The organism is Micromonospora sp. U56, from assembly GCF_018070095.1.
GTDB lineage: Bacteria > Actinomycetota > Actinomycetes > Mycobacteriales > Micromonosporaceae > Micromonospora > Micromonospora purpureochromogenes.
In genome coordinates this window covers 67722-93885 of sequence record NZ_JAGPYL010000009.1, presented here as the reverse complement: position 1 = coordinate 93885, position 26164 = coordinate 67722, and the positions used below count along the sequence as shown (strand labels likewise).

At 67.9% G+C, this 26164-nt stretch carries 24 protein-coding genes and 2 pseudogenes; 14 read left to right on the top strand and 12 right to left on the bottom strand.

The window, feature by feature from the left end; translation table 11 throughout:
- A pseudogene (locus KBX37_RS06220) lies at positions 1-191 on the top strand (hypothetical protein); the annotation flags it as partial.
- Between the two features lie 235 nt (positions 192-426).
- Here the strand turns inward: KBX37_RS06220 and KBX37_RS06215 are convergent.
- Positions 427-954: a hypothetical protein gene (locus KBX37_RS06215; RefSeq protein ID WP_210774957.1), complete on the bottom strand. Its 528-nt coding sequence runs from the start codon at positions 952-954 to the stop codon at positions 427-429.
- A 158-nt stretch (positions 955-1112) separates the two neighbouring features.
- Entirely contained in the window at positions 1113-1868 is a 756-nt protein-coding gene (locus KBX37_RS06210; protein WP_210774956.1) for an IS110 family transposase, read from the bottom strand.
- A gap of 361 nt (positions 1869-2229) precedes the next feature.
- On the opposite strand from KBX37_RS06210, the gene KBX37_RS06205 reads away from it, so the two are divergent.
- The 7 genes from KBX37_RS06205 (at position 2230) to KBX37_RS06175 (ending at position 8521) form a co-directional block, all read left to right on the top strand.
- Positions 2230-3267, top strand: coding sequence for an IS110 family transposase (locus tag KBX37_RS06205; protein ID WP_210774955.1), 1038 nt, complete (start codon positions 2230-2232; stop codon positions 3265-3267).
- Positions 3268-3777: 510 nt separating this feature from the next.
- Entirely contained in the window at positions 3778-4302 is a 525-nt protein-coding gene (locus tag KBX37_RS06200; protein ID WP_210774954.1) for a hypothetical protein, read from the top strand.
- A gap of 80 nt (positions 4303-4382) precedes the next feature.
- A complete protein-coding gene (locus KBX37_RS06195; RefSeq protein WP_210774953.1) occupies positions 4383-4568 on the top strand; it encodes a hypothetical protein in 186 nt (61 codons plus the stop codon).
- Positions 4565-5182 carry a GNAT family N-acetyltransferase gene (locus KBX37_RS35565; RefSeq protein WP_210774952.1) on the top strand — a complete coding sequence of 206 codons (618 nt, stop codon included), beginning with the start codon at positions 4565-4567 and terminating at the stop codon, positions 5180-5182. Before KBX37_RS06195 ends, KBX37_RS35565 begins: the two co-directional genes overlap by 4 nt.
- 974 nt (positions 5183-6156) lie before the next feature.
- Positions 6157-6519 (top strand): hypothetical protein, encoded by a 363-nt coding sequence (locus KBX37_RS06185; RefSeq protein ID WP_210774951.1) that lies wholly within the window; start codon positions 6157-6159, stop codon positions 6517-6519.
- A gap of 725 nt (positions 6520-7244) precedes the next feature.
- Positions 7245-7844 carry a hypothetical protein gene (locus KBX37_RS06180; RefSeq protein ID WP_210774950.1) on the top strand — a complete coding sequence of 200 codons (600 nt, stop codon included), beginning with the start codon at positions 7245-7247 and terminating at the stop codon, positions 7842-7844.
- 233 nt (positions 7845-8077) lie between these two features.
- Complete coding sequence (locus tag KBX37_RS06175; RefSeq protein ID WP_210774949.1) at positions 8078-8521, top strand: hypothetical protein; 444 nt, start codon at positions 8078-8080, stop codon at positions 8519-8521.
- 379 nt (positions 8522-8900) lie between these two features.
- Here the strand turns inward: KBX37_RS06175 and KBX37_RS06170 are convergent, their stop codons facing one another.
- Positions 8901-9326 carry a hypothetical protein gene (locus KBX37_RS06170; RefSeq protein WP_210774948.1) on the bottom strand — a complete coding sequence of 142 codons (426 nt, stop codon included), beginning with the start codon at positions 9324-9326 and terminating at the stop codon, positions 8901-8903.
- Positions 9327-9716: 390 nt separating this feature from the next.
- On the opposite strand from KBX37_RS06170, the gene KBX37_RS06165 reads away from it, so the two are divergent.
- Positions 9717-10061, top strand: a complete 345-nt coding sequence (locus tag KBX37_RS06165; protein WP_210774947.1) for a hypothetical protein — start codon at positions 9717-9719, stop codon at positions 10059-10061.
- 1032 nt (positions 10062-11093) lie between these two features.
- Here KBX37_RS06165 and KBX37_RS06160 read toward each other — a convergent pair.
- A complete protein-coding gene (locus KBX37_RS06160) occupies positions 11094-11939 on the bottom strand; it encodes a hypothetical protein (protein ID WP_210774946.1) in 846 nt (281 codons plus the stop codon).
- An 863-nt stretch (positions 11940-12802) separates the two neighbouring features.
- Between KBX37_RS06160 and KBX37_RS06155 the strand changes: the two genes are divergently transcribed.
- Positions 12803-12976 carry a hypothetical protein gene (locus KBX37_RS06155; protein ID WP_210774945.1) on the top strand — a complete coding sequence of 58 codons (174 nt, stop codon included), beginning with the start codon at positions 12803-12805 and terminating at the stop codon, positions 12974-12976.
- A gap of 199 nt (positions 12977-13175) precedes the next feature.
- On the opposite strand, the gene KBX37_RS06150 is transcribed toward KBX37_RS06155, so the two are convergent.
- Both KBX37_RS06150 and KBX37_RS06145 read right to left on the bottom strand, forming a co-directional pair.
- A complete protein-coding gene (locus KBX37_RS06150) occupies positions 13176-13685 on the bottom strand; it encodes a hypothetical protein (RefSeq protein WP_210774944.1) in 510 nt (169 codons plus the stop codon).
- Positions 13686-14082: 397 nt separating this feature from the next.
- The gene (locus tag KBX37_RS06145; protein ID WP_210774943.1) at positions 14083-15342 is read right to left on the bottom strand and encodes an SdrD B-like domain-containing protein; all 1260 of its coding nucleotides are present in this window, start codon (positions 15340-15342) and stop codon (positions 14083-14085) included.
- Between the two features lie 437 nt (positions 15343-15779).
- On the opposite strand from KBX37_RS06145, the gene KBX37_RS06140 reads away from it, so the two are divergent.
- Positions 15780-16307 carry a hypothetical protein gene (locus KBX37_RS06140; RefSeq protein WP_307848973.1) on the top strand — a complete coding sequence of 176 codons (528 nt, stop codon included), beginning with the start codon at positions 15780-15782 and terminating at the stop codon, positions 16305-16307.
- Positions 16308-16498: 191 nt separating this feature from the next.
- On the opposite strand, the gene KBX37_RS06135 is transcribed toward KBX37_RS06140, so the two are convergent.
- The 3 genes from KBX37_RS06135 to KBX37_RS06125 all read right to left on the bottom strand — a co-directional run bounded on the left by KBX37_RS06135 (position 16499) and on the right by KBX37_RS06125 (position 19407).
- Positions 16499-17152 (bottom strand): hypothetical protein, encoded by a 654-nt coding sequence (locus KBX37_RS06135; RefSeq protein WP_210774942.1) that lies wholly within the window; start codon positions 17150-17152, stop codon positions 16499-16501.
- A 44-nt stretch (positions 17153-17196) separates the two neighbouring features.
- Complete coding sequence (locus KBX37_RS06130) at positions 17197-18057, bottom strand: AAC(3) family N-acetyltransferase (protein WP_307848972.1); 861 nt, start codon at positions 18055-18057, stop codon at positions 17197-17199.
- A gap of 255 nt (positions 18058-18312) precedes the next feature.
- Positions 18313-19407: a hypothetical protein gene (locus tag KBX37_RS06125; protein WP_210774941.1), complete on the bottom strand. Its 1095-nt coding sequence runs from the start codon at positions 19405-19407 to the stop codon at positions 18313-18315.
- Between the two features lie 208 nt (positions 19408-19615).
- Between KBX37_RS06125 and KBX37_RS06120 the strand changes: the two genes are divergently transcribed.
- Entirely contained in the window at positions 19616-20302 is a 687-nt protein-coding gene (locus KBX37_RS06120; RefSeq protein ID WP_210774940.1) for a hypothetical protein, read from the top strand.
- A 588-nt stretch (positions 20303-20890) separates the two neighbouring features.
- Here the strand turns inward: KBX37_RS06120 and KBX37_RS06115 are convergent.
- Positions 20891-22555, bottom strand: coding sequence for a DUF885 domain-containing protein (locus KBX37_RS06115; RefSeq protein WP_210774939.1), 1665 nt, complete (start codon positions 22553-22555; stop codon positions 20891-20893).
- An 88-nt stretch (positions 22556-22643) separates the two neighbouring features.
- Between KBX37_RS06115 and KBX37_RS06110 the strand changes: the two genes are divergently transcribed.
- Positions 22644-23051, top strand: a complete 408-nt coding sequence (locus KBX37_RS06110; RefSeq protein WP_210774938.1) for a hypothetical protein — start codon at positions 22644-22646, stop codon at positions 23049-23051.
- Between the two features lie 588 nt (positions 23052-23639).
- Complete coding sequence (locus KBX37_RS06105) at positions 23640-24332, top strand: hypothetical protein (protein WP_210774937.1); 693 nt, start codon at positions 23640-23642, stop codon at positions 24330-24332.
- Positions 24333-24531: 199 nt separating this feature from the next.
- On the opposite strand, the gene KBX37_RS06100 is transcribed toward KBX37_RS06105, so the two are convergent.
- On the bottom strand, positions 24532-24972 hold the full coding sequence (locus tag KBX37_RS06100; protein WP_210774936.1) for a VOC family protein: 441 nt from the start codon (positions 24970-24972) through the stop codon (positions 24532-24534).
- A 247-nt stretch (positions 24973-25219) separates the two neighbouring features.
- A pseudogene (locus tag KBX37_RS35895) lies at positions 25220-26152 on the bottom strand (tyrosine-type recombinase/integrase); the annotation flags it as partial.
- Between the last annotated feature and the right edge of the window lie 12 nt (positions 26153-26164).

The following is a 26164-nucleotide window of genomic DNA, read 5'->3' as shown; positions in this document are numbered from 1 at the left end:
ACTCGGTGCTGACCATCGTCTGGCACCTGCTGACCAACCCCGAAGCCCGCTACCAGGACCTCGGCCCCGGCTTCTACGAATCGCGGATGGACAAGCACCGCCGCCAACGCGACCTCATCCGCCAGCTCGAACACCTCACCGGTCAAAAGGTCGCCCTCCAGCCCCAACCCGATCTACCCAACGCGGCCTGACCGCAACAAACCCACAGCCCGGCTCCGCTGCGCTACGCCGGGCGCTGCCGCCTGCCCACTCACTCACCGATATACGAGTCTGGAAGAGCGCGCTCAACCGGTCATGATGCCCGAAACGCCTGCGACCGGCCGCTCGCCGGGTTTCTTCTCGCGCCCGCTCGTGACCGCTGCGCGCCACGGTTACTGGCCCGCAGATGGCCCGAGCCGCCCCCGGATTCCTAGCTGGATCGCCCCGTCAGCTGTGGCAGCGAAGGTCTTCCCCACCGGGCTTGAAGCTGATGTCAATCGTGAGCTCGCCGTAGGTGCGCGGGCCTGGCGTAGCACGCCCATACCCAAGGAGTAGACGGACCTGCTGCCCGTTCGTTGTCCGGTCGGCGCAAAGCAGATTCCACCCTCCTGGCTCCAGGGCGATCCTCCAATGACCTGCCGTCAACAAGGTGCGGTAGTGGTCAATGACCGGTTCCAACGACGTGCCCGGCGGCAAGCTGATGTCCGCCGAAACGCGCCCCCAATCGTCGCTTTCATCCCCGCACGGGGCCTGATCGACACGGTGGAGGGTGGTGCCGGATTGAGGAGAGGTCAGCACCCGGTCTCGTGCCAGCTGCTCGGCCAACCGATGATCGGCCTCCGTGCACTCGATCGCCCGCGCGCCCGGGCTCTCGATCGGCTCGGCTAGTTGTTGGACGGCGAGGCCACATAGCACCAGAACACCGACCAGCACCGCGCCGACTACGGCGATGCGGGCAAAGACTTGCTGCGGCATTCGCCGAGGGTAGAACAGGTAAACCGTCGGGGCGGTCCTGAAGGATCTCCTCGTCGGGCAGTCGTAGACCGTCCAGCCTCCCTGAACGGGGACAAGGTGGAGCGCCCTACAAGACGAGTCTCAATGGCGGTTGTCAAGGTGCGGGGCCTTGGCGGGCTTCAGGCGGGCGTCGTTGATGGTGGTTGGAGTTGGAAGCAGCGGTTGTCGCGGAGCAGGGCCCAGAGGACGTCGACGCGGCGGCGGGCGAGGGCTATCAGTGCCTGCTGGTGTTTGCGTCCCTCGGCGCGTTTGCGCTGGTAGTAGTCGCGGTTCGGGCCGTTGATTCGCAGGGTGCTCAGAGCGGACATGTAGAACACGTGCCGCAACCGCCGGTTGTAACGCTGCGGGCGGTGCAGGTTGCCGGTGCGTTTGCCGGAATCGCGGGCCACGGGCGCAAGGCCGGCGTAGGCGGCGAGATGGTCAGGGCTGGCGAAGGTGGACAGGTCCCCGACCGCGACCGTGAACTCCGCCGCCACCAGCGGCCCCATTCCGGGCAGGCTGGGGATGATGCGGGCCTGGGGGTGCGCGGCAAACGCCGCCTCGATGGCCTTGTCCGTGTCCTTGATGCGCCTGCGCAGCTGCAGCAGGTGGGTGGCCAGCTCACCGGCGAGGGCGGCGGCGGTGTCCTGCCCAGGCAACGTGAGGTCCTGCTCCGTTGCCGCGGCCATCACCTGGTCGGCGAGCTTCGCGGCCTGCACCGCCCGGTGCCGACGTAGATGTGCGATGAGCTGGTCGCGGCCGGCGGCACGGATCTGTTGCGGAGTCTGGTAGGCGCCGATCAGGACCAGCGTCGCGATGTTGGTGATGATCAGCGCCCGTTCCAAGGCTGGCGAGATGCCGACCATTAGTCGGCGCAGTCGGTTGACGGTGCGCACCCAGTCCTCGACCAGGTCGGCGCGGTGCGCGACCGACTGGCCGCGGGCAAGACCCCGATGGAGGCCCTACGGGCACTGAAACGGCGGCTGTCCGACATCGTCTACCGGCAGATGGTGGCCGACGCGAAGCTGGTCAGGACGGGTCCGGGAGGACACGCGGGGGCGACTCTGCAATCCAGCGCGGCCGACCTGAACCCCGAGATCGACACTTCCGAAAAGTCACTTTCCGGACCCGCCACACCCAGCCTAGAACAACCCTCGCTGCGGCCTCTTGATGGCATGAAGGAGCGGGGCCTCGCTCCTCGTGGGTCCCGGGCGGGATGCTCGGGGTGCTCACGTCTCACGACGAAGGAGGCCCCTCATGCAGGCAGAGTACGACGGCCGGCAGATCGTGGGTATCGATCTGCACCGGCGCAGGTCGGTGATCGTGCGGATGACCGAGACGGGCGAGAAACTCGACACGGTGCGGATCGACAACGACCCGGTCGCGCTCGGGTTGGAGATCGTTAAGGCCGGCCCCGACCCGGAGGTGGTCCTGGAGGCCACCTACGGCTGGTACTGGGCGGTGGACGTGCTGACCGCAGCCGGTGCCCGGGTGCATTTGGCGCATCCGTTGGGGGTAAAGGGGTTCGCCTACCGGCGGGTGAAGAACGACGCCCGTGACGCCGCCGACCTGGCGGATCTGCTGCGCATGGGCAGGCTGCCGGAGGCGTATGTGGCCCCGCCGGCGGTGCGCGAGTTGCGGGAGCTGGTGCGGTATCGGGCCAAACTCGTCGCGTGGCGTTCGGGGTTGAAGGCGTCGGTGCACGCGGTGCTGGCCAAGCAGGGCGTGCACATCCCGGTGTCGGATCTGTTCGGTGTCGGCGGGCGAGAGCTGCTGGCCCGAGCGCCGTTGGATGGGGCGTATCGGGGCCGGGTGTCCTCGCTGTGCCGGCTGATCGACGCGGTCGATTTCGAGATCGACGCGGTCGCCGGGCCGATCCGGGCCAGGCTCGCCGGGCAGCCCGGTTACCCGGCGATCCAGGCCATCCCCGGTGTCGGCCCGGTGCTGGCGGTGGTGTTCGTCGCCGAGATTGGCGAGGTCGACCGGTTCCCCGGCCCTGCGCAGCTGACCTCCTGGGCCGGGCTGACCCCACGCCACCGCGAGTCCGACCTTGTCGTGCACAGGGGACGGATCACCAAACAAGGCGCCACCCTGGTGCGGTGGGCCGCAGTCGAGGCAGCCCACAGCGTCCCGCACCGCGCCGGCTGGCTGGTCTCCCGACGGGCGGCCATCGCCGAGCGCCGTGGACGCAACATCGCCACCGTCGCGGTGGCCCGCAAGCTGCTCACCCTCGTCTACTACGGCCTGCGCGACGGGCACATCCGCGCCCTCGCACCAGCCACCGCGGCGGCGTGAGCAGGTTCGGACGTGACCGGACGCGAGGTCGTTCTGTGTCTGACCCCCGTCGGCCGACGGCGAGGCCGCCCGCTTGATTGACCCCGTCCGGTCACGGTCGCAAACCACCATGCCCCGACTCCCGTGGGCGAATGGATGACCGGCAGCCGAACCCCTCGGCCTGCCCTTCCGACATCGGCCGGAACCTGGTGACGCGACCACACCCACAACGCCTTCCGGCATCACCAGCATGGCGCGCACGGCGCCGGCGTCAAGGCCACGCCCCTGCGGGGTGGGCCTACGACCCAGCCATTGACCCCGGCACCGCACACACGCCTGCCCGAAACCCACTGCCGGAACCGGAAAAATCAACGTCAGCCGGTCAGAACCCGAGCCTTGACCGGCCCCGCTCCTTCATGGATGACACAGAGGGGTGCCAGACCTGTGCACGTGAGCGTGGACTCTACGAGGCGACCCGTGAACCAAGGATCAGCGCTCAAGCGATGTTTCCCCTTCAGCTATCGTCGCCAGATGCCCGGTGCCCGCACCGCCGTGACCGCCCTTGTCGCCCTCACGGTCGTTGACGTCTTCCACACCATCGTCGCCCTCGCAGCGTACGAGCACCGGATCGGCGTAGTGACCCACGACGGGTCCGGCGCGGTGGACATGCTCGACACCATCGTGCCGCTTCGCGAGCTGTCCGCAGCGATGTTCTGTCTGCTGCTTCTCACGCTGCTTACCGCCTGGGCCGGCGTCGCCAACTGGGCCATCCGGGCCCGGCGCACCGGACCACCGGTCGCACCCACAGAGCCAGTGGCGTGGTGGCGGATGAGCGCCACCATCGCCGTACCCCTCAACCTGATCGCAGCCGTGCAGTACCTGTCCGCCACCGCAAACGGGGGCAAGTACATGCGCACCGTCCTGGCCGAGACCACCCTGCTGCTGGTCGCCGCATCCGTGGCACTCGTGACCACCACGACCGCCGGTACCCAGGTCGTCCGGCACACCGCAGCAAACCAGCAGCACAACGCCGTTGCCGGAGCCACAACGGCGTAGTCGTCCACGTGACGCACGGTCGGCGGCATGTGCGGATGTCCCGCATTCGGGTCAGCGCTCTCGTCTGCCACCATGGGCTCGTGGACGAGCAAATCACGCCGATCCTTCGCACCAACAACGCTGAAGCTGCCATGGCCTGGCATGCGCGGCTGGGCTGGCTCATCCCAATAGCGGTCGGTGCGCCGCTGATCAAGTGGCTCGCCCACCGCGCCCGCACCGCGAACGTGACCATCCCTACCGTTATCGGCGACGAGGTTGCGCCGTGAACGCCGGCGCGATCAGACTTCGCCGCGGACAGCACCGGCAAGGAGCGGACGTGCTAATCGCAAGCCACGCCGCCTACCCGGCATTCCGCCACGTCTTCCCTGACCCTCGGCGCCGCTTGCAGGCACTGCGTCCGTTCTTCGAAGCCACCGTGCGCGACGCGATCCCATTCGGCTCCGTGTACGCCAGTACCGATGCCGGCGCCACGGCCGCCGTCGCGGTTTGGCTGCCTCCGGGCGCGTTCCCCTGGATCGGCACCCGGCAGGCGCGGGCCGTACCGACACTCATCCAGACCATGATCGCCGCGCCCCGGTCCTTCCCCACCTTCATGCGCCTAGGGTCCAACGCCGCACGGGCACACCCCACCGAGCCGCACTGGTACCTCGTCGTGCTCGGAGTACGTCCGAGGCACCAGGGCCACGGCCACGGATCCCGGCTCGTCACTGCGGGACTTCGACATGCCGACCGCGCCGGCACCGCCTGCTACTTGGAGACCTCCGACCCGGACAACGTGACGTTCTATCAACGGTTCGGCTTCACCATCGTCGACGACGCGCTGCCCCTCGTGCCCGGCGGCCCAACCCACATCGCGATGCGCCGCCCACCGGTCAGGTAGCGACCGGCGATTTCAGGTTCCGAGCCCGCAGTCAAGCGAGCTCCTGGCCCGCCTGACCGGCCCCACCCGACGCCTTGATCGAACATCCTCAATTCGGCACGACCGGGTGCCGACTTGATCCGTTGTGGTGACAGTGCGTAGCGGTCGGTCGGCGGCATGAGCGGATATCTGGCTCGGAACACTGGTGTCACACTGGCTGGTCTACCCTTTTGCGTGTTGCAGCGGCAGTCGCCAGTGGGCACAGGCGAGCCGCGGCACGTGCGGAAGCATGCATGCACCGTCTCACCGCTGTGCTGCGCTTAGAGGTCGCAGCGCCGGGCCGTCACGTCTGGCCACGGTTGAAGCCGGAACTTCTTGGCTAGCGCGCGAAGGAGTACTCCCTATCCGGGCGAGCTGGGCTCGTGTTCGGTTGCAGGCAGTTGATCATGCCGTGCGCAGCCGTTCTTTCGTGAGGAGCGCGACCTTGACCATTGGTGTCCGATGATCGATGATCCGTCCGGCTATGATCTTGTCGCTCACCTGCCCGGTGGCGAAGTCCGTAGTGGAGCGGGGGAACTCCAATGGCTCAACCAAAGCACGCTCGCGCCTCGCCGACCTTCCAACGCCAAGCATGGCCATCGCGCCCACTGCTGGCCTTGTCCCTCTCGACGGTGCTACTCGCGGCCGTCGCGACAGCCGTGATCGTCACCGTCCGCCCCTTCGGCAGCGGCTGTGCGACTCCGCCCAGTTCTGCGCTGGCACGGCAAACGCATTTGGTGCCGGCGGCGCACACCGTGGCCCTTTCTCCGACGCCATCGGCCAGTTCGTCACACGACCCGACCAGAATCTCCGTTCCGGTGACCACGCCCTCAGTAGTGCCGACAACGCGATACCCCACCGACGTGACGTGGACCCCCGAACGTACTGTGTTGCCCGGGCCAGCGAGTGCCGTCGTGCCGGTATCCGGGGTCGAGACCAAGGTCGGAGATCTCCCGGTGACGCTCACCCCGGTGTCTGCGTCGTCGCCAACCTCGCTACGAGTGACAGTCCTTGGACCGGAAGCCAGGAAATCGACGGGGGCGAAGGGCGCACTGCTGGCACTCTCGTGCGAGGCTGACCTGGCCGAGGCGGCTCAGGTGCACCTGCGGGTCTACTACTGGGGATTCGGCAATGCGTATGGCGGCGACTACGCCAACCGCGTCGGAATGGCGGAGCTACCGGCGTGTGCCCTGACGGACCCGCGTAGTCGCCACTGCCTGAACAGGACCCTGCTGCAGGCGACGAGAAGCGACGGCGCACTGGCCGCTGACATCACCATCCCTGGCGACGGATCCCTGACGCTGGTCTCCGTGGGATAGCCAGTCGCCCAGCCTGTCACGCACCTCCTGAGACCGGACAGGCCGGCTGCCGGCCGCCGGCGCAGGACAGCCGGCCGCCGGCGATGTGGTTCAAACTTCCTGTACGTCTTCAAGGGGGCCAGCAACGGGCCGCACGCGCCGCCGCCTGGGGCGCGCGTCCGACGCTCCGCTGTCGCTCCACGCCGGCCACGCAACACGCCCGGCGGCTGGCGCGGACAGCGGGAAGCCCGGGGCCGCCGCAGACGGTAGCGCCGAGAGTGGTGGAGGTTCGTGGGCCGGCAGCCGGCCGGGGCGCGGCGGCCGTCGCACGCCGCGCCGTGGGGCGGGTCACCGCCGGCCGTGGTGAGGATGCGGCGCGGAGGATGCGGGGCCGCCCCTCCGGCCTCAAGGGTGCTTCGCATCGCTGCGCGACGGCCCTGCGGGCCGCCCTTGACCCCGGAGCCTCTGCGACCCCTCGCGCCGGCGTTGCCGGCAGGCGGAGGCCTGCCCGAGATGCGCGCGCCGCATCCCCACCACGGCCTCGTCGTGTGGCCCGGCCGTAGCGCCGTCAAGCTTGGCTTGACGCGCATGGCCGGTCGTCGCGAGTAGAGTGCGGGCATGCAAGGAGCCGAGCCCCACGCGCAGACCTGGCGGCTCTACCGGGGCCGGGAGTGCGTCGGTGAGATTCGGGGTGCAGGGTTCTACGACATGGCCTGGGCGGACGGCGAGTTTCATCCGCCGGGCTCGTGCTGACTGCCGTGGCTGGGCGGAAGGCATCCATCGGTCCCGCAATTGCGGTCGGGCTGGTCGCCGTGGCGGTCGGCTTGCCTGGCTGCTCCGCCGACAACCAGGCGGCCGGTTGTACCCCGCCGCCCGACGAGCCGGGCCTGCTCGATCAGTACGCCAGTGACCCGGTGTTCGCGATCCGGCCCGACGGGGCGCAGGCGGTATCCGGGATTCAGCGATCGGTGGCCTGCTTCGTCGCCCCGGACTGGCCCGACGATCCCACGGAGACGGCGGCCGACCTGCGGCTGTCCGTACCGCACCGGTATGACCTCGACGCGCTGACCGAGGCGTATTATGCAGCGGTCGCCGCCGAGGGCTGGCAACCGGTGGCGGCGCCGTCCCCACCTTATGGCGATGTCGCGCTCCGCTACTGCAAGCAAATTCGCGGGATCACCAGCTACCTGCTACTGAGCGCGCCGGATTTGAGGGCCCAGGTTGATGTACGCGGCCCAGGTAACTCGCCCGTCCCCCAGCCGCGGCAACCGACGGACCTGCCGGGAGAGATATTCGTCCGAATATCCGCAGCCCCTACTGAGCCGGCCTGTCCTGAGCACAACTGACACTTACACAGGACGCCGCCGATTGGCGGCTCGCCCACGGACGTAGGCACTTCAAGAGGCCAGGGCAGGTCTGGGTGACTAACCGAGTGACGACCGGCAAACACACTGCTGTACAGCCACGGACGCCAGTGGACCGTCTCCGCAGCTCATCCCTCATGTCGAGGCTGCACTAGCCAACCCGCAAGTTCCTTCGGGACGAAGAAGTCGAACCGCCCCTCCGTAAATCAACAGCGGTGCGGCTCTATGTCATGATCCACGATGTGCGCAGACGGAGCTGGGTCACTTTGCTTAGCTTCCTCGCCGGGCTGGCCGCCTTATGTGGCGTGACGGTGGGGGTAAACAGCTGGCGCAACAGCGAGGAGCGATCCCAAAGCGACCGCACCGTGCAGACGTATCTCGACTCGCTCGCCCGCGGTGACTACAACGCGGCGCACGCACTAGTTTGTACGGACGAGACCGGCGTCGATCGAGGCTCGTTCGAGCAGGCCGAGCAGGCCGATTCGATCCGGTCGTTTGAGATTGAGTCGTCGAGCACCTGGTCATCATGGGTCGACGGACATGGACGCAGCTATCGGGTGCGCGTCACCGGAGCGACAGGTGCCGAGATCGTCGAGGTGATCTCCACGCGGGGAGCCAACAACGGTTGCATCCAGTACCGCAACATCCGACTTCAGTAAGCCCCACCCCTGTAACAGCCACCGCAATCCCGTGCCCGTAGCGTGCCCGATACAGCGGTCAACATCGGCCAACGGCGGATCGCCACACACCTTCGCCGGGTGGGCAACCCTTCCACCACCAGCCAACACCACCCTCCGGGGCTGCGATTTCCAAGCTGTTCCTGGGTCCCTTCGGGGCGCCGCACATGCGGGAAAATGGACACGCCAACCGCCCCGAGGCCCGTAATCAAAGCCGTGGCGCGGGGTGGGAGCACGGCGGGCCATAGCTGTTACCTGCAGTTTGTCACTCTGGCCGTCGGCTGGGGAGCCCATTTTCGGGTCTGACAGTGCAGGTTCGATTCTGGTTACCAGCTTCACGCGAAGGCCCAGACCAGGGCGCTCAGTCCCCGTCGAGGCCCCGGTACGTGCCGGAACTGTCGGCGGCGTCAGCGAACTCGTCAAAGTCCAGATTCGCGATGGTGAGGTTGGCCGAGACGTCCGTGAACCAGCGGGGTGGCACCCGGAAGGTGCGGCCGGGCTCGTGGGCCAAATCGACGGCGAGCAGCGGACGTTCGACGTCGGTCATCGTGGTCGCATCGGCGAAGAAAAGGTAAATCAGCTTATCGTCGTGGCTCGCGGCGTTGTCCGCGTCGACCAGATCTTGAAGGCTCAGGCTCGCGTAGTTCGGGTCGCTAACGCAGGTTGCGCTGTCGTGGCCCCCCCAGGTGTGCAAGGCCGTCTTCAGGGCTTCCCAGGCAGCGTCGTCGGCGAAGTCCGTACGGAGAACCAGCGACGTGAGGTCGTCGGGCTGAGGTAGAGATATCACGACGAGGATGCTCCCAGCCCTCCGCGCGGCTGACCACGCTCTGAGGCGCACATGGGGCACAAGACGCCGTGAAACAACGTCAGTTAACCCTGAGCGATGGCGGCCTGAGACGCCGTGCGAGCAGACGGTGCGCGCCGTTCCCGCTGGTGGCGGGACAGCCGCTCTAAGTTCCGCGTCAACGTCTGACACCCGAGCTGGGTGACCAACTGGGTGACGACGGGCGCGGGCAACGCCGGACGTCCATGGACTCCGGTGGACCGTTCGGACAGTCCAGCCCTGCTGCTGCCGCAGCTCATCGACGGCTAGTGGTTCCTTCACACCGAAGGGTCAGGGTCTATGCGGTTGGCACCGGGGCATGTCGCACTCTCGGCGTAGGCGAGGATCGCTGCTATGGCTGACGTTCCGAGTGCGTCTCGCTGCTCGATCCAGCATCGTTGGGGAAGCAGCGAGGAGGTTTCTTCGATTGACCAGCTCGCGGATCTGCTTGAGGAGCTAGAGGCCGACGACCCGGAGCACCCTGATGTGTGGATCAGCGATAACGAGGCTGGGTACAGCGTGTCGGCGTTCGAGGGAAGCCGAGGGCTTGTGATCTGGGAGGATCACGACGAAGCCCGCGGCCCGCTGCACATGGAGGGCTACTCGCGGGCCGGGATGCTGGACCTCTTCAGGATGGTCTTGCAGGGGCGAGCGGACGAGGTCGATTCGCTGCCCTGGTTGCCGGGATACGGAAACTGACCAACGCTGACGATGGGAGTTCGAACCGAAGCGGCCGCCGTGCCCGATGCGTGCCCGATGTAGCGGTCAACATCGGCCCACAGCGGCACCCCGGCAGCTGCAAGCTGAACGTTCTGTGCTCACTCGCCAGGCAGCCCGACTACCCACCGTGCGGATCAACCCGATTCCCAAGCTGTTCCTGGGTCCCTTCGGGGCGCCGCACATGCGGGAAAATGGACACGCCAACCGCCCCGAGGCCCGTAATCAAAGCCGTGGCGCGGGGTGGGAGCACGGCGGGCCATAGCTGTTACCTGCAGTTTGTCACTCTGGCCGTCGGCTGGGGAGCCCATTTCCGGGTCTGAGGTTAGGCACCTTCCAAACTGACGTGCCGGGCCGTCTCTGGGCCGTCTGGGCCGTCAACGGGCCGTAAAACGCCGACCAAAGATGACCGACGACCCCGCAACACCGAAGAAACGGCAGGCCAGCCGCCATTTGACAGCGATTGGCCTGGTGGGCGACGGACGAGTCGACCTGTACGCCGGATTCTGCGAGCATGCAGATGTGCCCCGGCCTCGCCTCACGCTCATCGCCGGCACCCTGATGCTTGTCTCAGCTGCCGTGGTCCTGTGCTGTGCTCCCGCGTTCCTGGAGCCCCAACCACCATGGGGTGACCCGGTCGTCGACCGGACAGAGTGGGATCGAGCCCTGCCGTGGCTCCTCGCTGCGGGCGGCAGCTTTCTCCTGGTCGCGTTCCCTCTCCTGGCCTACGGGTTCGTTGGGTGGCGAGTGGAGCGGCGTGCCCGGCTCGCGACGCGGGGTAGCTGTCGACAGCAACGGTGACAGCAACGAGCCGGGACGAGGGCAGCCGCCGGCGGCCGAGCGCGGACCGTCACCCGAGGTGGCGTACGTGGACGGACGCTGCGGGACGAAGCGCCCAGAACTTGTAAGCGAGATGTTGCCGGGATCCCGGCCGGCGCACCTCAACCAGGCACTTCCTGGACCGGAAGGGCCCGGCGTGGAACGGTCGGCAGCAACGCTGCGGGTACTACCGGATTACGCTTGCCCCTTCGGCCACCCCGCATGGACATGGATCCCGATCTTCGCTGTGGTGGGGTTTACCGCTTCGACCGAGACGCAATGACCGCCCCAGTCGACGAAGCCGAGGACTCGCAGGAAACCGCCGACAGGCTCGCACTCCTTAGACCAGCCGTGGTCGTGGAGCTGCCTGCGTAGCTCGCCGGCGGGATCAGCGCCAGATCTCTTACGAGTCACTGTCAGCGTCAGCCCGTAGCAGCCGCCGCTTCCGCAACTTTCCTCCTCGTCGAGGACCGTCCACCCGTCAGGCAGCGGCAGTACCTCCGCACGGTAGGGCTCCACCTTCGCCTCGGGCTCCGCGCCGTCGCCGAGAGCGAGCTGGTAGGCGGCCCACGCGAAGAGGATGGCTGTCGCCAGTAGGGCAGCGGTGCCAAAACCTGCACGCCACCGCCTGCGCTCCGGATCTTTATCAGCGGGCGGCGACACGCTAGCCGTTGAGCGCGGCGCATACTTCTGCCACGCGCCGGCCACGAAGCACGTAGCGCCAGCAAGCACCACGAACGGGATGCCCCAGTCGGCCATCGGGGGCCGGACTGGCCCGGCCAGGAAGACCTGCGACGTCAGGTACACCGCAGCCAGCACACCAAGCAGCGCCGCTCCGACCGGTAGGCCCCACCGCGGTTTGCGTGTCAACAGCAGCCAGGCGAAGAGCGGCCCACACAGCAGTGCCGTCGCCACGAGGCCGAAGCACGCCCCAGACCAACCCGTCCGATGCCATGGCGCGATCGAGACGACTGCGGCGCAATCAGCAACCAGCAGCCAGCCCCGCCACTGAAGCCGGTCGACGGCACTCACAACAGCCACCGGGACATCCTTACCCGACGGCATGTGTCCGGCTCCCCCGGGCGGGGGTCGAAGCCTCGTCCCGACCTGATTGCCGTACAGCGCAGAAGTACAGCAACCCACCCAATCGCTAAAGCCTGAGCCCAGCCGGCCAGAGCTTGTGACCTGCGCACGCAGCCGCCAGCAACCGACTTGCCGGCAATCCATAGGTTCAGGACAGCCTGTAGGTATGGCACGGGCGGCCATCCTCGCCTCGCCCATGCCAGCTGCACCTCTGCCAGGGTCCGTTGTCCCGATTAGCGGGCCAGCACAGCCACGAGGATGGCGAAGAAGGTAACCAGCCCGATGATGCCGCTAAATGTGACGTACGGTGACCACTCTTGGGTGTGCTGCCGTTGCACCGGGAGAGGCTGGGTTGGCTGATTCCAGGCCGGAGGCAGTGCCACCGCATCCCGGCGGTCGGGCCACAGCGGCGGCGCGGTGCGGCGTGTCGATCTAGCCATCATGGGATGCCCTCCGACGGCGTCCTGATGTGTTGTTCGGACTTGGAACCGGGCGGGGCTGCGGGGGGTCGGGGCGAGTCCCGCCCGGTCGTGGAGGCCGCGCACCCGGCCTTCCACCTTGACATGCGTCCGACGTCCGGTGTGCGTTACATCCTTCGAATTCCGGCATGCCGGATTTCAGGTGAGAGCCCGGATGGGGGTGCGTCCTGCTCTGGCATGTATCCGTCATCCGCCATCAACTGGCACGGCTCCGAAGACGGGCCGTCACGGCGGGCGCTGCGGATGCCGTGCACGGGAAGGTGGTTTTCCTGGTCAGAGGCCTGGGTACGGTGTCCGCAGCCAGCCGCCCTCGCCGATTGCTCGATCATGGGGAGAACAGGAATGACGACCGCCGAGATGCCCCCTCCGGTCGAAGAACACGCCGAGGACCAACTCAGCAGGGACCTGGACGACCTGCACGTGCGCGCGCGGCATGCAGCAGTGCAACTGGCCGACATCCAGGCCCGCCTAGCGCTGCTAGAGAAGCAGATTCAACAGCATCAGCAACGCCGATAGAGGGGGGAGGCGAAGCAGCAAGAAGGCAGCGCAAGCCTCGATCAGCGTCAGTCCGGGATGTCACGGGATGTTGGCCGCGGGCTGCATGCCGACTTCGGTTGGTACTGTCCAGCACCCGTCAGCAGCCTGTAACCGTATCCCCCCGACGGGGGTCGTCCTTTGCTCGGCGAAGGTCTCGCCGTAGGTCTCGGCGGCTCTCTCAGGTTGACCGCGTGCGAGACAGGACCACCGCCGCGGCGAGGAGGCAGCCCAGGTGACAGGTCACGGTGGCAATGAGGAAGGGGAAGTACCACCACCCGTAGAGGTCGTGGGTGTACTGCTGGCGGGCGAGCTCGATTGGCGCGACGAGCGGTGTGCACAGGACGATCACGATGATCAGCGCGGCAGCGGGAAGCGCCAGGCCGATGTCCTCGCTGTGGTAGGCCCACCCTCGGAGCAGGTAACCCAGCGCTGCGGTGGTGAGGAAGAGAGCGGTCAGGGCGCACCCGAGCACGAACGGCAGCATGGACTGTTCACTGGCCTCGCCGGTGAAGGGGAGCGCGCGGCCCTGCGACACCGCCGAGGCGAAGATCTCGTCCATCCGGGCGAGGAGCACTCCGGTCACCACTACCGTCGTCCCGGCCAGAGCGGTCGCCAGCCAGACCAGTCCCAGGCCCAGCCGACGAGTACGAGGGGTGGGCTGAGGGGACACCGATACGGTGGCGGGCACCGATCGACGCTAACAGGGCGGCGTGCAGCCCCGGATCACTTGGACTCCGTAGCCACGTTCTCCCGCCTCGATCCGATTCGCCTCCGCTCGACGCGGAACGGCAGCAGCGGGACCTGACATCAGTGGTTGACATCAACGGTGACGGCCAAGGCCGGACGAGCACGGACGGGCGTTGCCTCCGACCTGAACGCGGTGGACGCCAGCAGACGCTGCGACCTTTGCCGGAAGCGCCTTGTAAACGAGAAGTCAGAACGGATGGATAGCCAGGCAGGTTGACATCACATTTTTACTTCAATCGCGGGCCAAACGCCTAGCCCAACTGGGCCCCGTGCCTGTCTGGAGCCCAGGCCCCGGGCATTCCCGGGACCGGGGCCCACTACCAAGTGTCGAGATGTCACTAGAAGTACGAGAGCACTCCGGCGTCGACCGCGGCCTCCTCACCGCCCGCGAGCCTTATCCAGTCGCCGTAGCCGTACCTGGTACCTGAGCTGTTGGAGATGTTGTCGTAGTACACCAGGTCGGAGTCGGCCGAGTCGATGTAGATGTAGATGTTCCGTACGGCGAACCGGACCCGGTACGTGCCTGGCCGCGCCTGGGCGACGTAGGTGCCGTCGGGGTTGACGGTTGCGGTGGTGCCCGGCTGTCCGTCTACCTGCGGTTCGAGCTGGATCCCGGCGATGCTTGCAGTGGCGGCGCCGGGCTCGCCCTCGTCCCTTACGCCGTCCTGGTCGCTGTCTACCCAGACGGTGCCCCGGATGGTGACCGGCTCGACGACGGTGACCCGGGTCCGCAGCGTGTCATTGTCGGGATTGACGTCCGGCACCGGGTTGGACACGGTGGCGACCATGTCGAGGACGGTGCCGGGCTGCGCCCCGCTGACCTTGGCGACCACATCGAGCCAATTGCTCCTCTGGCCGGCCCAGAGCGGGGCGTAGGTGCAGCGGTAGCCCGGCAGCCCGTCGGCGGCCGTGTCGCCGTAGGCGCACGTCCAGCCGTCGCCGGATGCGCTGTATGGGACCAGGCCGGCAGGGAGCGGCACGGTGACCGCTACCTCGCCCGACTTCGCCCGCCCGGTGTTCTCCACGTAAGTGTTGAGGCCGACGACCTCCCCGTTGAGCCTTTGGTACTCGACTGGCTCGGCGGTGAAGTCGAGGTCCACCGTGGCGGGGATGTAGCGCAGGGCCGCCGTGCCCGTGTTGTTGGCGACCGACGACTCGTTGCCGCCGCTGGCGGTGGCGCTCAGGGTGAGCACGTCACCGGCAGTGCCGGCGGCGACCCTGACCGGGATGCTGAGCGGCTCGGCCGCGGACTTCGCGGGGATCGGCACGGTGGTGCAGGTGACCGTGCCGAAGAGGTCGCATTCCCAGCTCTCCGGGATCACGTAGCCATCGCCGACGAAGACGACGCCGGCCGGAAGAGCGAACGACAAGGTGACCGGGTCGCTGGTCTGCCTGCCGTCGTTGCGGATGTCTACCGTGAGGGTGCTCCAGTCGCCGCTGTCGACGACCTCGGCCGGGTCGGCGCTGGCGGTGACCACGAGGTCAGTCTGGCGTGGGGCCGCGTTCGCGGCGGTGGGCAGTCCGATGGTGGTGATGGTCAGTGCACTCCCCGCGAGTGCGCCGGCCAGCTGGAGACGTCGTTGCTTGTGCAGAGACATAGCATCCTTACGTCGTGGGCGTGGGGGCGCCGGATCGTTCCGGCCGGGACAGGAATCCGTCTGTCCAAGTTGGATGGCGTGTGAGCGATGATCTTCGTTACATGTCCTGCCGATGCGCTCTTCGCCGTTGGCTCGTGCGCGTCCGGGCATCAGGCGGCGTCCTGGCGTAGCACCGGGTACCGACACGTCAACCCGCCGTGATTCTCAGTGGGGCGGGACGGCGGGTTGCCCGTGCCGGGCTCCACTTGATCCGTTACACATCGACTTCACTTGAAGGGTGCCAGTTAGCCGGCTCTCCGGGCTCGGCTGTCACGGTGCGTAACTGGCGTGCCGCCTATGCTGGGCATGCGATCCTCGACGCCGGTCAAGACGCGCGATCAGCGGCATGAGCGGATATCGGCTGGCGAGGCGTGCGGCCAGTGGGCCATGGTTAGGGCGTGATCGTCATCCAGCGGGTGCGCGTGCGATGGAGCGCGGCTGGGCGCGGCGCTCCACAGGCCGACGCCCGTCGAGGACTCAACCGGCCGGTGACGCTTCCTGCGCCGCTGCCCGCAGGCGACGTCGTAGTCCATGACGTCCTGGCTGATGAGGCCGCCGGCTACACACGTCGCGGCGAGGTGCTGACCGGCGGCGTGAGCATCGCCCGCAGCCTTAATCTATGGCTCACCGTCGACGGCTCGGCGGTAACCGTCGAGCGCCTGCCCGGCCGGGCAGCGTTTCCCCGAACGGGAGTGTCGACCCGCCTGTTCACCCTCACCCACGGGCAAGTCGGCCGGTATAGGGCCAACTTCCGGTTCCGGTTCACCGACTGCGCGTGCGACCCCAGCTGGTATTACGAGGACTGGGCGGTCCATGTCAGCAACGGCCATGTTGCACACGACCGCTTTCCGCGCGGCGAACCGGACCACGATGTCGACAACCGTGTCCACCTATACGGCGGCCCCGGGCGCCGAAGTAACCGCTAGCAGCCGCCCTCACACGCGGCCGATAACCACTCGCCTGAACAGGAACAGCGCACCACCGCGCCCGCAATAGCGGCAGATCCGGATGCCGGGGCACTGTTCGCCCAGCATTGGTGATTAGCGGTGGGCGGTCCAGGGTTCTCCGACGCCCGCGCGTACCGCGCTGCGCCCGGGCGGCAGGTCAAGAACGTCGATCAGGCTTGGTCCTCGTCGACGGCATGGTACAGGTGCCCGGCCTTGCCGGTGCTGCCGCCCGTGTCGGACGCTCCAATCAGCTGCCAGACTCCGTCGTCCGCGTCGTGACTGATCAGCAGAACAGGCTCGCGGCGTTCGAAGACCTCAAGGGTCTGGATACAGGTGGTGCCCAGCAGCCAGTGCCGCATCCACCAGGCTCGCCGATCATGCTGCAAGACGTGGTCGGTGACCCACCAAACGAACGGCAGGTCCTCGTGGGCGCGCGACTGGTCCGCGGTCAGGTCCGGACCGCCCTGCGGGACCCGCTCGAACGGCTCGTCAGTGAGCGAAAACGCGTGACCATCCTCGTTCGCGAAGATGACGGCGTGGAAGGTGCCACCGCCGGGATTGCCGGCACCGATCCCGATGGACAGGCGGGCGACGTGCGGGTCCGAGCCGGTGGTCCAGCCGAACGCGTACGAGGCCAACTCACCGCGCGGCCCCACGAACTCGCCGAACGCACGCCGGTCCATACCCCTGACGCCGGCCGCCGGCACCTCGACGAGCGCACCCTCCAGCACCTGGATATCCACGCCGGCAACGTAGCTGATCGAGAACATCGTCCCGCGGGCGCACGCCACCGCCCTCGGCCGTGCCACCTCGGCGACGACCACCAGCACAATGCCAGGCGGTTCTCTGGCGGCTGTCGCTGCTCGGGTCAGGCGCGCCCGGACGGCGGCAGATCCGGCACCGGATTTTTATCGACGTGAGTAACCTGCGGCCCTTCTCGATATGACCGGTGGCGGTCCAACCATGTCGTAGCGAAGTCGACCAGGCCACGCTGTGGCATGAGATGCGCTACGGTGCTGCCGACCGGTCCGACTCTGGCGGCGCCCGTTGCCTCGTACGCGGCCCCGATGTCGGCGAGGTCCGAGGCGTCAGCCATCGGCGCCGTCCAAGTGACCCAACGGCTGTTGCCGTCCGGTCCACGAACAGCGGCTCCGTAATCGGTCATCGGTGGTTGGGCCTGTCGGTGCTCCGCCAGATGCAGCGACGTGTTGCGCTCGTGCCCGCAACCCAGCAGTAAGACCTTGCCGTGCTCTCGGTAGAGGGCTCCGAGCGGTGACTTCTCGCCCAGCCCTTCCTCGAGTCGATGGTCGCCGGTTATCGCTCTCGCCCGCGTGCCCAGTGCGGCGAACGACACGTGCGGGTGCCCACTGCGCAGGGCGCCTGGCCAGGTCCGCACGGTCTCCGCCAGGACACCCATGTGCCGGCTGGGAGTACGCGCCGGATCGAAACCGGGGTTCTGCTCTCGGATGACAGGCCACCACGCTGAGGGGACGGCCGGGTTGCGCCAGCGCGCGGGGTCGGAGTTAAAGGGTGTGTGCGTCGGGACGACCAGCGTGCCGGCGGGGCCGACCACATCCAGCAGAGCTTGGACGACGGCTTGTACCTTACCGACGACGAACCCCAACGCTCGTACCGACGAGTGCACCAGCACCGTGTCTCCGGCTGACAGGCCGAGGGCCCGGAAGTCGGCGGCCAAGGTGCTCAGGGTGTGGGGCATCGGCTGCGTCACCGCGTCATTGTGCCCACTTGGCAAAGCGACGCCGTACCTGCGCCTGGTCAGCGCATCCGCTCATCGGCTACGAGCGCGCACCCCGCTTACCGTTCAGTCTGCCGAAGCGGCGTACGGCGCGTGGTGATCGCCGGCGCACTGCAGTGCACGCCCGGCGCCAGATGCGTGCACTTGGTCTTGGGTGGACCGTCGACCAGCGGCACGTGCCCATCCCGCCGCAGGAGAGGTGGGCGCGGACCCGAGAGATTCTGTTGGCTAGCCATTGAACTGTTCCCAGTCGAGGCGGGAGCGTAGGGGCCGCAGGGCTGAGCGTTGCCGGCTGCCGACGCTCAGCCAGATACCACTGTCGCCGTAGTCGGCGGCCATGGCGACCAGTCCGGGAGCCACCCAGTGGCGCGTCGGGTCGCCAGGTACACGCATCGGCTGCAGCGGGACGGGAACCAGATCCTCGACGAACCGGTCCAGCACCTCCGTGGTGACCGTGGCAAAGCCGGTGAACGGTGAGGTGCTCACCGCTTCGTTGAGGGCGAACTGGAGCAGGAAGCCGCTGAGGCGTTCCCGCTCGCGCAGCCGCTGCGGGCCGCCGTCGTACCAAACGACCGGATCGTCGTCGGTGGGGTCGATCAACGCCACCCAGACGGCCTGATTCTCGGCCGCGAAGGCCACCAGCGGCTCGTCTTCCAGGTACTCGATCCTGTCGAGCGGCTCGATGAAGTCCTGCCGGCCGAGTGTTTCCTCGCGGCTGGCGGCGATGTCGTGGAAGGCCAGCAACGGGGCCGGGAGTTTCATGGCCGCGTGTTGGGGTGTGGCCGGTGGCACTGGCACATCGGCGTACCAAGCGGTCAGGAAGGAGCGCAGTGCCCGGGTCAGGTCCTGCGGCACATCGTCCAGCCAGTCGATTCCGGGTACCGGCAGCGTCGGCTTCGGCGTCGGCCGCACCTTGTCCAGCAGTTCGGGGGGAAGCCGCTCGCCCCAGGTCAGTTCAGCGAATGTGAGTGACCCCTGTTCCCCGGTGTACGGGTTCATCCCGCGGTAGATGCTGCGGGCTTGGTAGAGCTCATCGAGAGCCAGGCAGCCATCGGCCATCTTGACAAAGCCCAGAAGCGGCTGATTGGCCTGGTTCTTCGAGCTCATCCACTGAGTCGCCTCGCTGGGCAAAGGCTCCCGCAGCACCATTGTGTTCGCGTTGTCGACAGCGTTGCCGTGGGGCCGGTCTCCGGCGTCGACGATCACGACCAGAGCGTCGGCCCCGTACGCGAAGGTGACACCATCACCATGCACGACCTCGACGTTCGGGCCGGCAGCATCCACCGCCGCCCGCTGCGGGACAACCGACCATCCCTCGATCACCGGGCGAGTATAGGAGCCCGGATCGAACCGATTAGTTGATCACGACTAGGCGAGTGTCGCCCCGCGGCGAGGTCAACTCGACATGAATAGCCGGCCTGCGCCTGGCGCCGTGACAGAAGCTTCGGCAGATCAATGCGTCTGGCGCACGTACCCCGCGTTCGGCCTTGGTGCTGGACGAGCAGCGCCGGAGTCGGTCATCGTGCTGAGCGTGGCTAACCGATCATTTGAGACAGCGGTCAAGAACGCGGTCATGGAAGGCCCGCCTGGGGAGGCTCGGCTGGTCGGGCTGCTGGGATCGCTCCGTGCCGCTGACAAGGTGACGGTGGTCGCGGCGTTGGGTGATGCCCAGGGCGACGAAGGTGTCGCGGCGCTGCGGAATCTGCTGGCCATGCCGCAGCGCTCGGTTGATCTGCGCTGCGCCGCGCTGCTCGCCCTCGCCAAGCGTGCAGGCGCTGCGGCATCCGATGTGCTAGGCGCGCATCTGACCGGTGTTCCAGAGGCGGTCGCGGACTACGCCGTCATCGGGCTGGCCGGTGTGGGCGATGACCGCGCCTGGTCCGAGGTACACACGAAGCTGCGGCGGCAACTCGATCGGCCGCCACCAGCAGTCCAGCCTCGCCAGATCACGCCGGGTCTCAAGCAGTTCCAGGTCCTGCTGACCATCGCCTACCTGGCCCGTCACCTGAGCGGCTCGCCCTCCGAACGAATCCCACGACTGGTCGCCACCCTACGGTCGCGGTTCGACCGCCTCTACCAGGTCGAGCAGGACTGGCTGAGCGAGCACTGGCCCGGCATTACCCCGGACGGACCTCACCCAGACCGACTCGCCCCGCCCGAGCCCGCACCATTCCGGGCCTTGGTATACGCCACCCACCTGTTCGGCCCGGTGCACTGACCGTTCCGAAACAGCGATCCTCGGCGGCGGCGCGCGACGAGGACAGCGAAGACGGCCCTGCCAGGCTTCCCTCCCCGGGAACCGGCCCGCACCGTCGGCACTGCGGCCCCACGCTCAGCGTAGATTCGGCGCGTGCTGCATGCGTGGGGACTGACCCTGACCACGGACATCGCGCGGCAAGTCAGGCAATGGCGGGCTGAAGGCTACACATAGCGCGCCATCGCTGCTTGCGCCGACGACGCATGGGGCACCGACTCCCGCGGCAACCAACTGTTCGGCGAAGACTTGTGCCTGGAGAGCGCGCGGCTGCTCGGCGAGAATCCGAACGCCGATCCCTGGAACTGACCCGGTTGACGAGTGATCCTCGACCGACGCTGCTCCCGCTGTGACCCTTGATTTGGTCCGCCTGCACGCGCACTACCATCGGCACATCCGGACGCTGGCGACTGGCGCCGACGCCACTTGGGTGACGAGCGCCTTGCGGCGGATCCGGGCGTGGAAGTAGGCCATGACCGTGTTGATACCAAGGTCGTACGCGCTGTTATGTCTGGCCCTGGTTCAGACTGGTCGGACGTCAAGGACGTGCAGCTACAAGCGCGGTCCGTGGCTTGTTTCACCGTGGTGCACGAGTGGTGCGCGGTCACCCTGGAGGGCGACCGTCAACTGATCCAAGCCCAGCGAACCCAGCTCCAGTGCCTGACGGTGGAATGCGCGCCGGTCGCCGGGGAAGGACGAGCGGCCTGCCAGCCACACGCGCTCACCCACCTTGTAGGCCAGCGCCTGGCCCGGTCGGCCCAGGTAACGCGCGAGCTCGGCGGACGCGTACGGCCCCTGGTGACAGCGGTCCCGCAGCAGTTCCAGCGCAGCATCCGGCGTCCACGGTGCTCCGTCCTCAGACGGCATCGGCAGTCGCAGGTGCAGGCCGATGTCGACCACGACTCGTGCCGCCCGCAGGAGTTGCATGAATAGATGCCCCAGTCGAGCACCCGGCTCTTCATAGAGCCCGAGCTCGTCCATGAACCGCTCGGCGTACAGTGCCCAGCCCTCCTGGCTGCCGGAGAGGCCGCCGAGCAGGTTCAGCCGCTGCTCGAGGCCTCCCCGGCAGACCTCGGAGCCGAGGTGGAGGTGGTGGCCGGGGACGCCCTCGTGATAGGCGGTGCTGTAGGCGTACCAGGTGGGAAAACTCGCTGCGTCCTCGGCCAGGGACCACCAGACCCGGCCCGGCCGCGTCAGGTCCCGCGACGGCCCGATATAGGCAATGCCGGACGACGTGGTCAACCGCGACTCGATGCGCCGCAGCGGGGCGGGGATGTCGAAGTACACGCCGTCCAGCCGCTCGGTGGTGGCCTCCAACAGCTCCTGCAGCCACGCGGCGAACGCCTCCCTGCTGTGCAGCGTGCCGGGTGCGTCGGGGCTGGCGAGCCAGGCGAGCACCTCTGGCACGCTCCCGCCCAGGGCCTTCGCCTCCGCGATGAGCTCTGCCTCTGTCGCTCGGAACTCGTCCCAGCCCCAGTCGTACAGCTCGCGCAAATCAGGCTGGGCCGCGAGGAAGGTGCGCACCCAGAGTGCGTACCGCTGCTGCCCGAACGCTTCCTCCTCAACGGCCCGCGGTGCCAGGTCCGCGGTCAGCATCTCGGCCAGTTTCTGGTACGCCTCCCGCGCGCCCGTCGCTGCGGTCTGCAACGACGCCCGCTGACGCCCCTCGCCGTAGCGATCCACCAGGGCGACATCGTCGTCGACCCAGTTGCGGCAGCGCTGCGTCACGAGCTCCACCTGGCGCCGCGCCGGCAAATTGCCGCGCTCGGCGGCGAGTAGAAGGCTGCGGGCATAGCCGTCCAGGGCCGCGGGGATCGCGGCCAGGCGTGCGCCGACACGAGCCCAGCCCTCCTCGAAGGCCGCGCCATCGGCGCCGCGGCCGGGAACCGCGGCCTCGACGGCCTGGCGGATGAGCTGGAGCGGACCGGTGGCCGCCGCGTGCAGTTCGCGCAGATCCTCCCCGGCGTCGTGGAAGGCGATACGCGCATGCAGCCGTTCGGCGAGGTGGGCGTGCAGCGGGGTCGCGGCCGGCAGTGCATCACCCAAGATCTCGAGCTCGCGCAGGGCGCGGGCCGCGAGATCGGCGCGGGCCTGGTGGCCCTCCGGGCTGTAGTCGGTCAGCCCGTCGACATCCTGCTCGCCGGCCTCGACGACCGCTGTGCAGGGATCGAGGCCGGCCATGTCGCACAGGAGCCGATCCGCGAAGTCCCCGATCATGGGGCAATGCTAGGGCCTTGCCCTAACGCCGACGAGCCAGGCGCACGCTCATCCAACGGCCCGGCCTTGCCGTGTACGGTCTGCCGTCATGTCACTCAAGCTGCTCCCGGTCGACGAGGTGTGGGTGGATCGCATGATCACGCTGGCCGACGTGCCCTGGGAACGGGCGACGGTCGAGGCGATGTTCGTGGAGTGGAGTCTCGCCCGGCCCGACGAGGACGTCGGTTGGGAGGGCGGCCCGGGAGCACCCCAGTTCGCCGTCGACCACGAGGGCGAACCGTCGGGGTGGCTGGTCGAGCTCGGTGCGGCCCCGCCGGATCCGGACGTGTGGGTGCACCTGCCGTGCGCGCTGCACTGGCCGGCGTTCGGGGCGGAGGAGCCGGACGACCCGACGACGAGGACGAGCACGACGAGGACCTGCCCCCGCGGTGGGCTCGGCGGCCGGACGCACGGCGGGCCAAGTTCCATGCCGAACGGGATCGCCTCGCCGCGCTAATGACCACCCGTCTGGGTGCGCCGGAGCGCGTGGTGACCGGAGCGTACGACAGCTACCGGGCGGTGTGGCGACGTGGTGACCGGGCGCTGCTGCTGGAGACGACCGACGACATCCACACGTACTCGCATTACGACGTGCTCGGCATCCGGCTGCGGCGATACGACCGTCACTCACCGACCTGGACACCTAACCGAGGCCGGCGCCGCGCCAAGACTACGGCGCGGATACCGGCGCGGATCGCGGCTAGATGCGGATGCCGTTACAGGACTCCGAGCCGCTCGCCTAACGTTGTCGCGTGTGGCAATCTCGTCGGCGGACATCCGGCTGATCGTCCTGCCGGCTTCGGTCTCCACCAGCGTCAGCGCACCGATCCAACTCGGATCATCCGGGTACTCCCAACTGGCGGGGTCTGCCAGCAGCACCGGCAGCTGGTCCCTCGGCGAAAGCCCGCTCGATATGCGTCAGGCGCTGCCACTCACGAAGGCTCACGAACCGATCATCACATGCGGCACGGAACACAGATGGCGAGCCAGGCGGCCACCCGCGCTGTCAGCGGCGTGTCCGGACGTTTGTGGCTAGGGTCCGTACGTGAGTTCATTGCTGGGTGGCCCGTGGCCACCGGTGGGCTGGTCGGCGGGCTGGATCGAGGCACCCAAGGACGAGGTAGAGACGGCTCTGGCGGATTGGCGTGAGGCCGACCAGTCCAACCCGTCTGACCTGACGGTCGAGCCACTGACTGACTGCTGGCCGGAATGCTTGCAGCAGCTCCTGCCGCTGGAGGCGCCGTGGACCACCGAGCTCCTGGTCGAGCATGGCGGCCGGTGGACCTGCTATCTCAACAACGATCTCAACGGAGGCGACGCGTTTCCCGTGGTGGGCAGGTTCGCAGCGCACATGTCATGGCGAGGCGTTATCTCGGTTCACCAGCCGCGCACGCCGGTCGGTCACGCCTCTACCCAGCTGCAGCTGTTTGGACCACAGGGAGAGCCGCCGCTGATGTACGTGCGCACGATCGCGGCGCAGGCTGAGGACGGCCGCCGGTCGTGGCATGAGAGCGGCCGCCCGCAATGGTTCGAGCACGTCGAGCGGTACTCGAGGCGGCTCAAGCGAGACCGCCTAGACCGCCAACTCCTCGTCGAGTACCTGCTCGCGCTTGGTATCGACGTCGACAACGACGCCGCGTATGGGGCTTCGACACTCATCCGGCAACGGGTGACCTGGTCAACGCGTAAGCAGACCCTGCCGGAAGCACGGAAGGAATGGGGACTCTCACGGCGATGAGCCCGCTGCCCGAACGGACTGACGCTTGAGGGGTGCCTCCCGCCCGTGTCCGAGTCGAGCCGGTCATCCCGCGAACATCCTCTATTCGGCACGTGCGTGCACAGGCATCGAGCCGATGCCTGCGCCGGACGTCTACGGAGAGTGACGGGAGTTCCTGCCTTCCGGCGCCCGCTCGGCAGCGGATGCGGGCGTTGCGAGTTCAGCCGATGCGCTCGGCCAGCGAGACGATGATCCCTTCGGGCCCCCGGACGTAGGCCATTCGCCAAGCACCCTCGTACTCGCCGATGCCACCGACCAGTCCGTAGCCCTCGCTCGCTGCCCAATCGACAGCGGCCTGCAAGTCGTTGACCTCGAAGGACACGTTTCGCAACCCCAGCTCGTTGGCCATGGCGGCCGGCGAGCCCGGCACGGAGTCGGGCCGCACGAAGCTCGCGAGCTCCAGGCGGGCACCATCGTCGGGCGACTTCAGCATGACGATCTCGGTGCGGGAGTCGGGAATGCCGCAGACCGTCTCCAAAAACTCGCCCTCGATGAACGCCCTGCCCTCGACCTCCAAGCCGAGCGCCACGAAGAAGGCGGTCACGACATCGAGATCTGCGACCGTGATGCCGACGTGGTCGAAGCGTCGTACGTATGACATCGACCGTGCTCCCGTCGTCGTATCGAACATGTTTCTGCCACGGCAGGCGGCGTTCACAGTACCTAGGCCAACCGAGGAGGCCGGTCGTCACCGTGTGAATGGCCACAACTCGGCAGATGCGCGAGCGGCTGGCTATGTCCCGGAGGCCATGTACGCGGCCAGGATGTAGTTGGTGCCGGTCGAGGTTCTTGCGGGCCCGGTCGTAGCGCATGGTGGTTCGCGGGTCGGCGTGGCGGGCGGCGATCTGCACGTCGCGCAGGCTGACGCCGGCGTCAAGCATTGTCGTCACGAACGTGTGACGCAGCATGTGGGGATGCCTCCTCGGCATCCGGATCCCTGCGGCCCGAGCCAGGTGCTTGAGCCGGCGGGTAGCGGCGTGCCGGTCCATCCGCCCGCCGAATGTGTTGCGCAGGATCGGCCCACTGGGGCGGTCGTCGACAGCCCGGTCGATGGATCGGGCCACCGCCGGTGGTAGTGGAACCATGACGACCTTGCCGCCCTTGCCGCGCACGCGCAGTACCCGGTGGCCGTGCTCCTCGCCCAGGTCGGCGATATTCGACCCGCAGGCCTCGAAGATCCGCAGCCCGAGCAGGCCCAACAGCGCGACCAGGGCGAAGTCGTTCGGGTTGCTCGACAGCCGGGCGGTCGTGATCAGCGCCTCGAACTGCAGGTGACCCAGCCCGAGGGTCGGCGACTCGGCCGGCACCGTGGGCCGGCGGACGTAGTCGGCCGGCGAGTGTTCCAGGATGGCGTCGATGACGCAGACCCGATAGAACCCGACCACCAACGACAGGCGCCGCGAGACCGTCGAGGCCTGGTACCGACGCACGTCGTCACCGCAGATCACGGTGGAAAAGAACCGGTCGAGGTATGCGGTGGCGAGCGTGAGGGTGGCGGCGCGCCGAGTGGCGCTGGTGAACACGCCGAGGCCGTAGCCGTCGCGGCTGAGCGCATCGAGCATCTGCACCACGCCGGGGAAGGGTTGGACGGTGGCGACGGCCGCCTCGAAGTGGTGGTAAAAAGACTCGAGTTCGCCGGCTGAGATCGTTCTGCCGAGGAAGTGTGCCAGCACCGCTGGCGTGGGCCCGATGTGCCAGCCGGCGACGATGTCGGCCCGTGAGACGTCCGGGCCGCCGAGGGAACGGATCGTGTCCGCGTATGCGGCAGGGGCCGCTGTCATGGTGTCGATCAG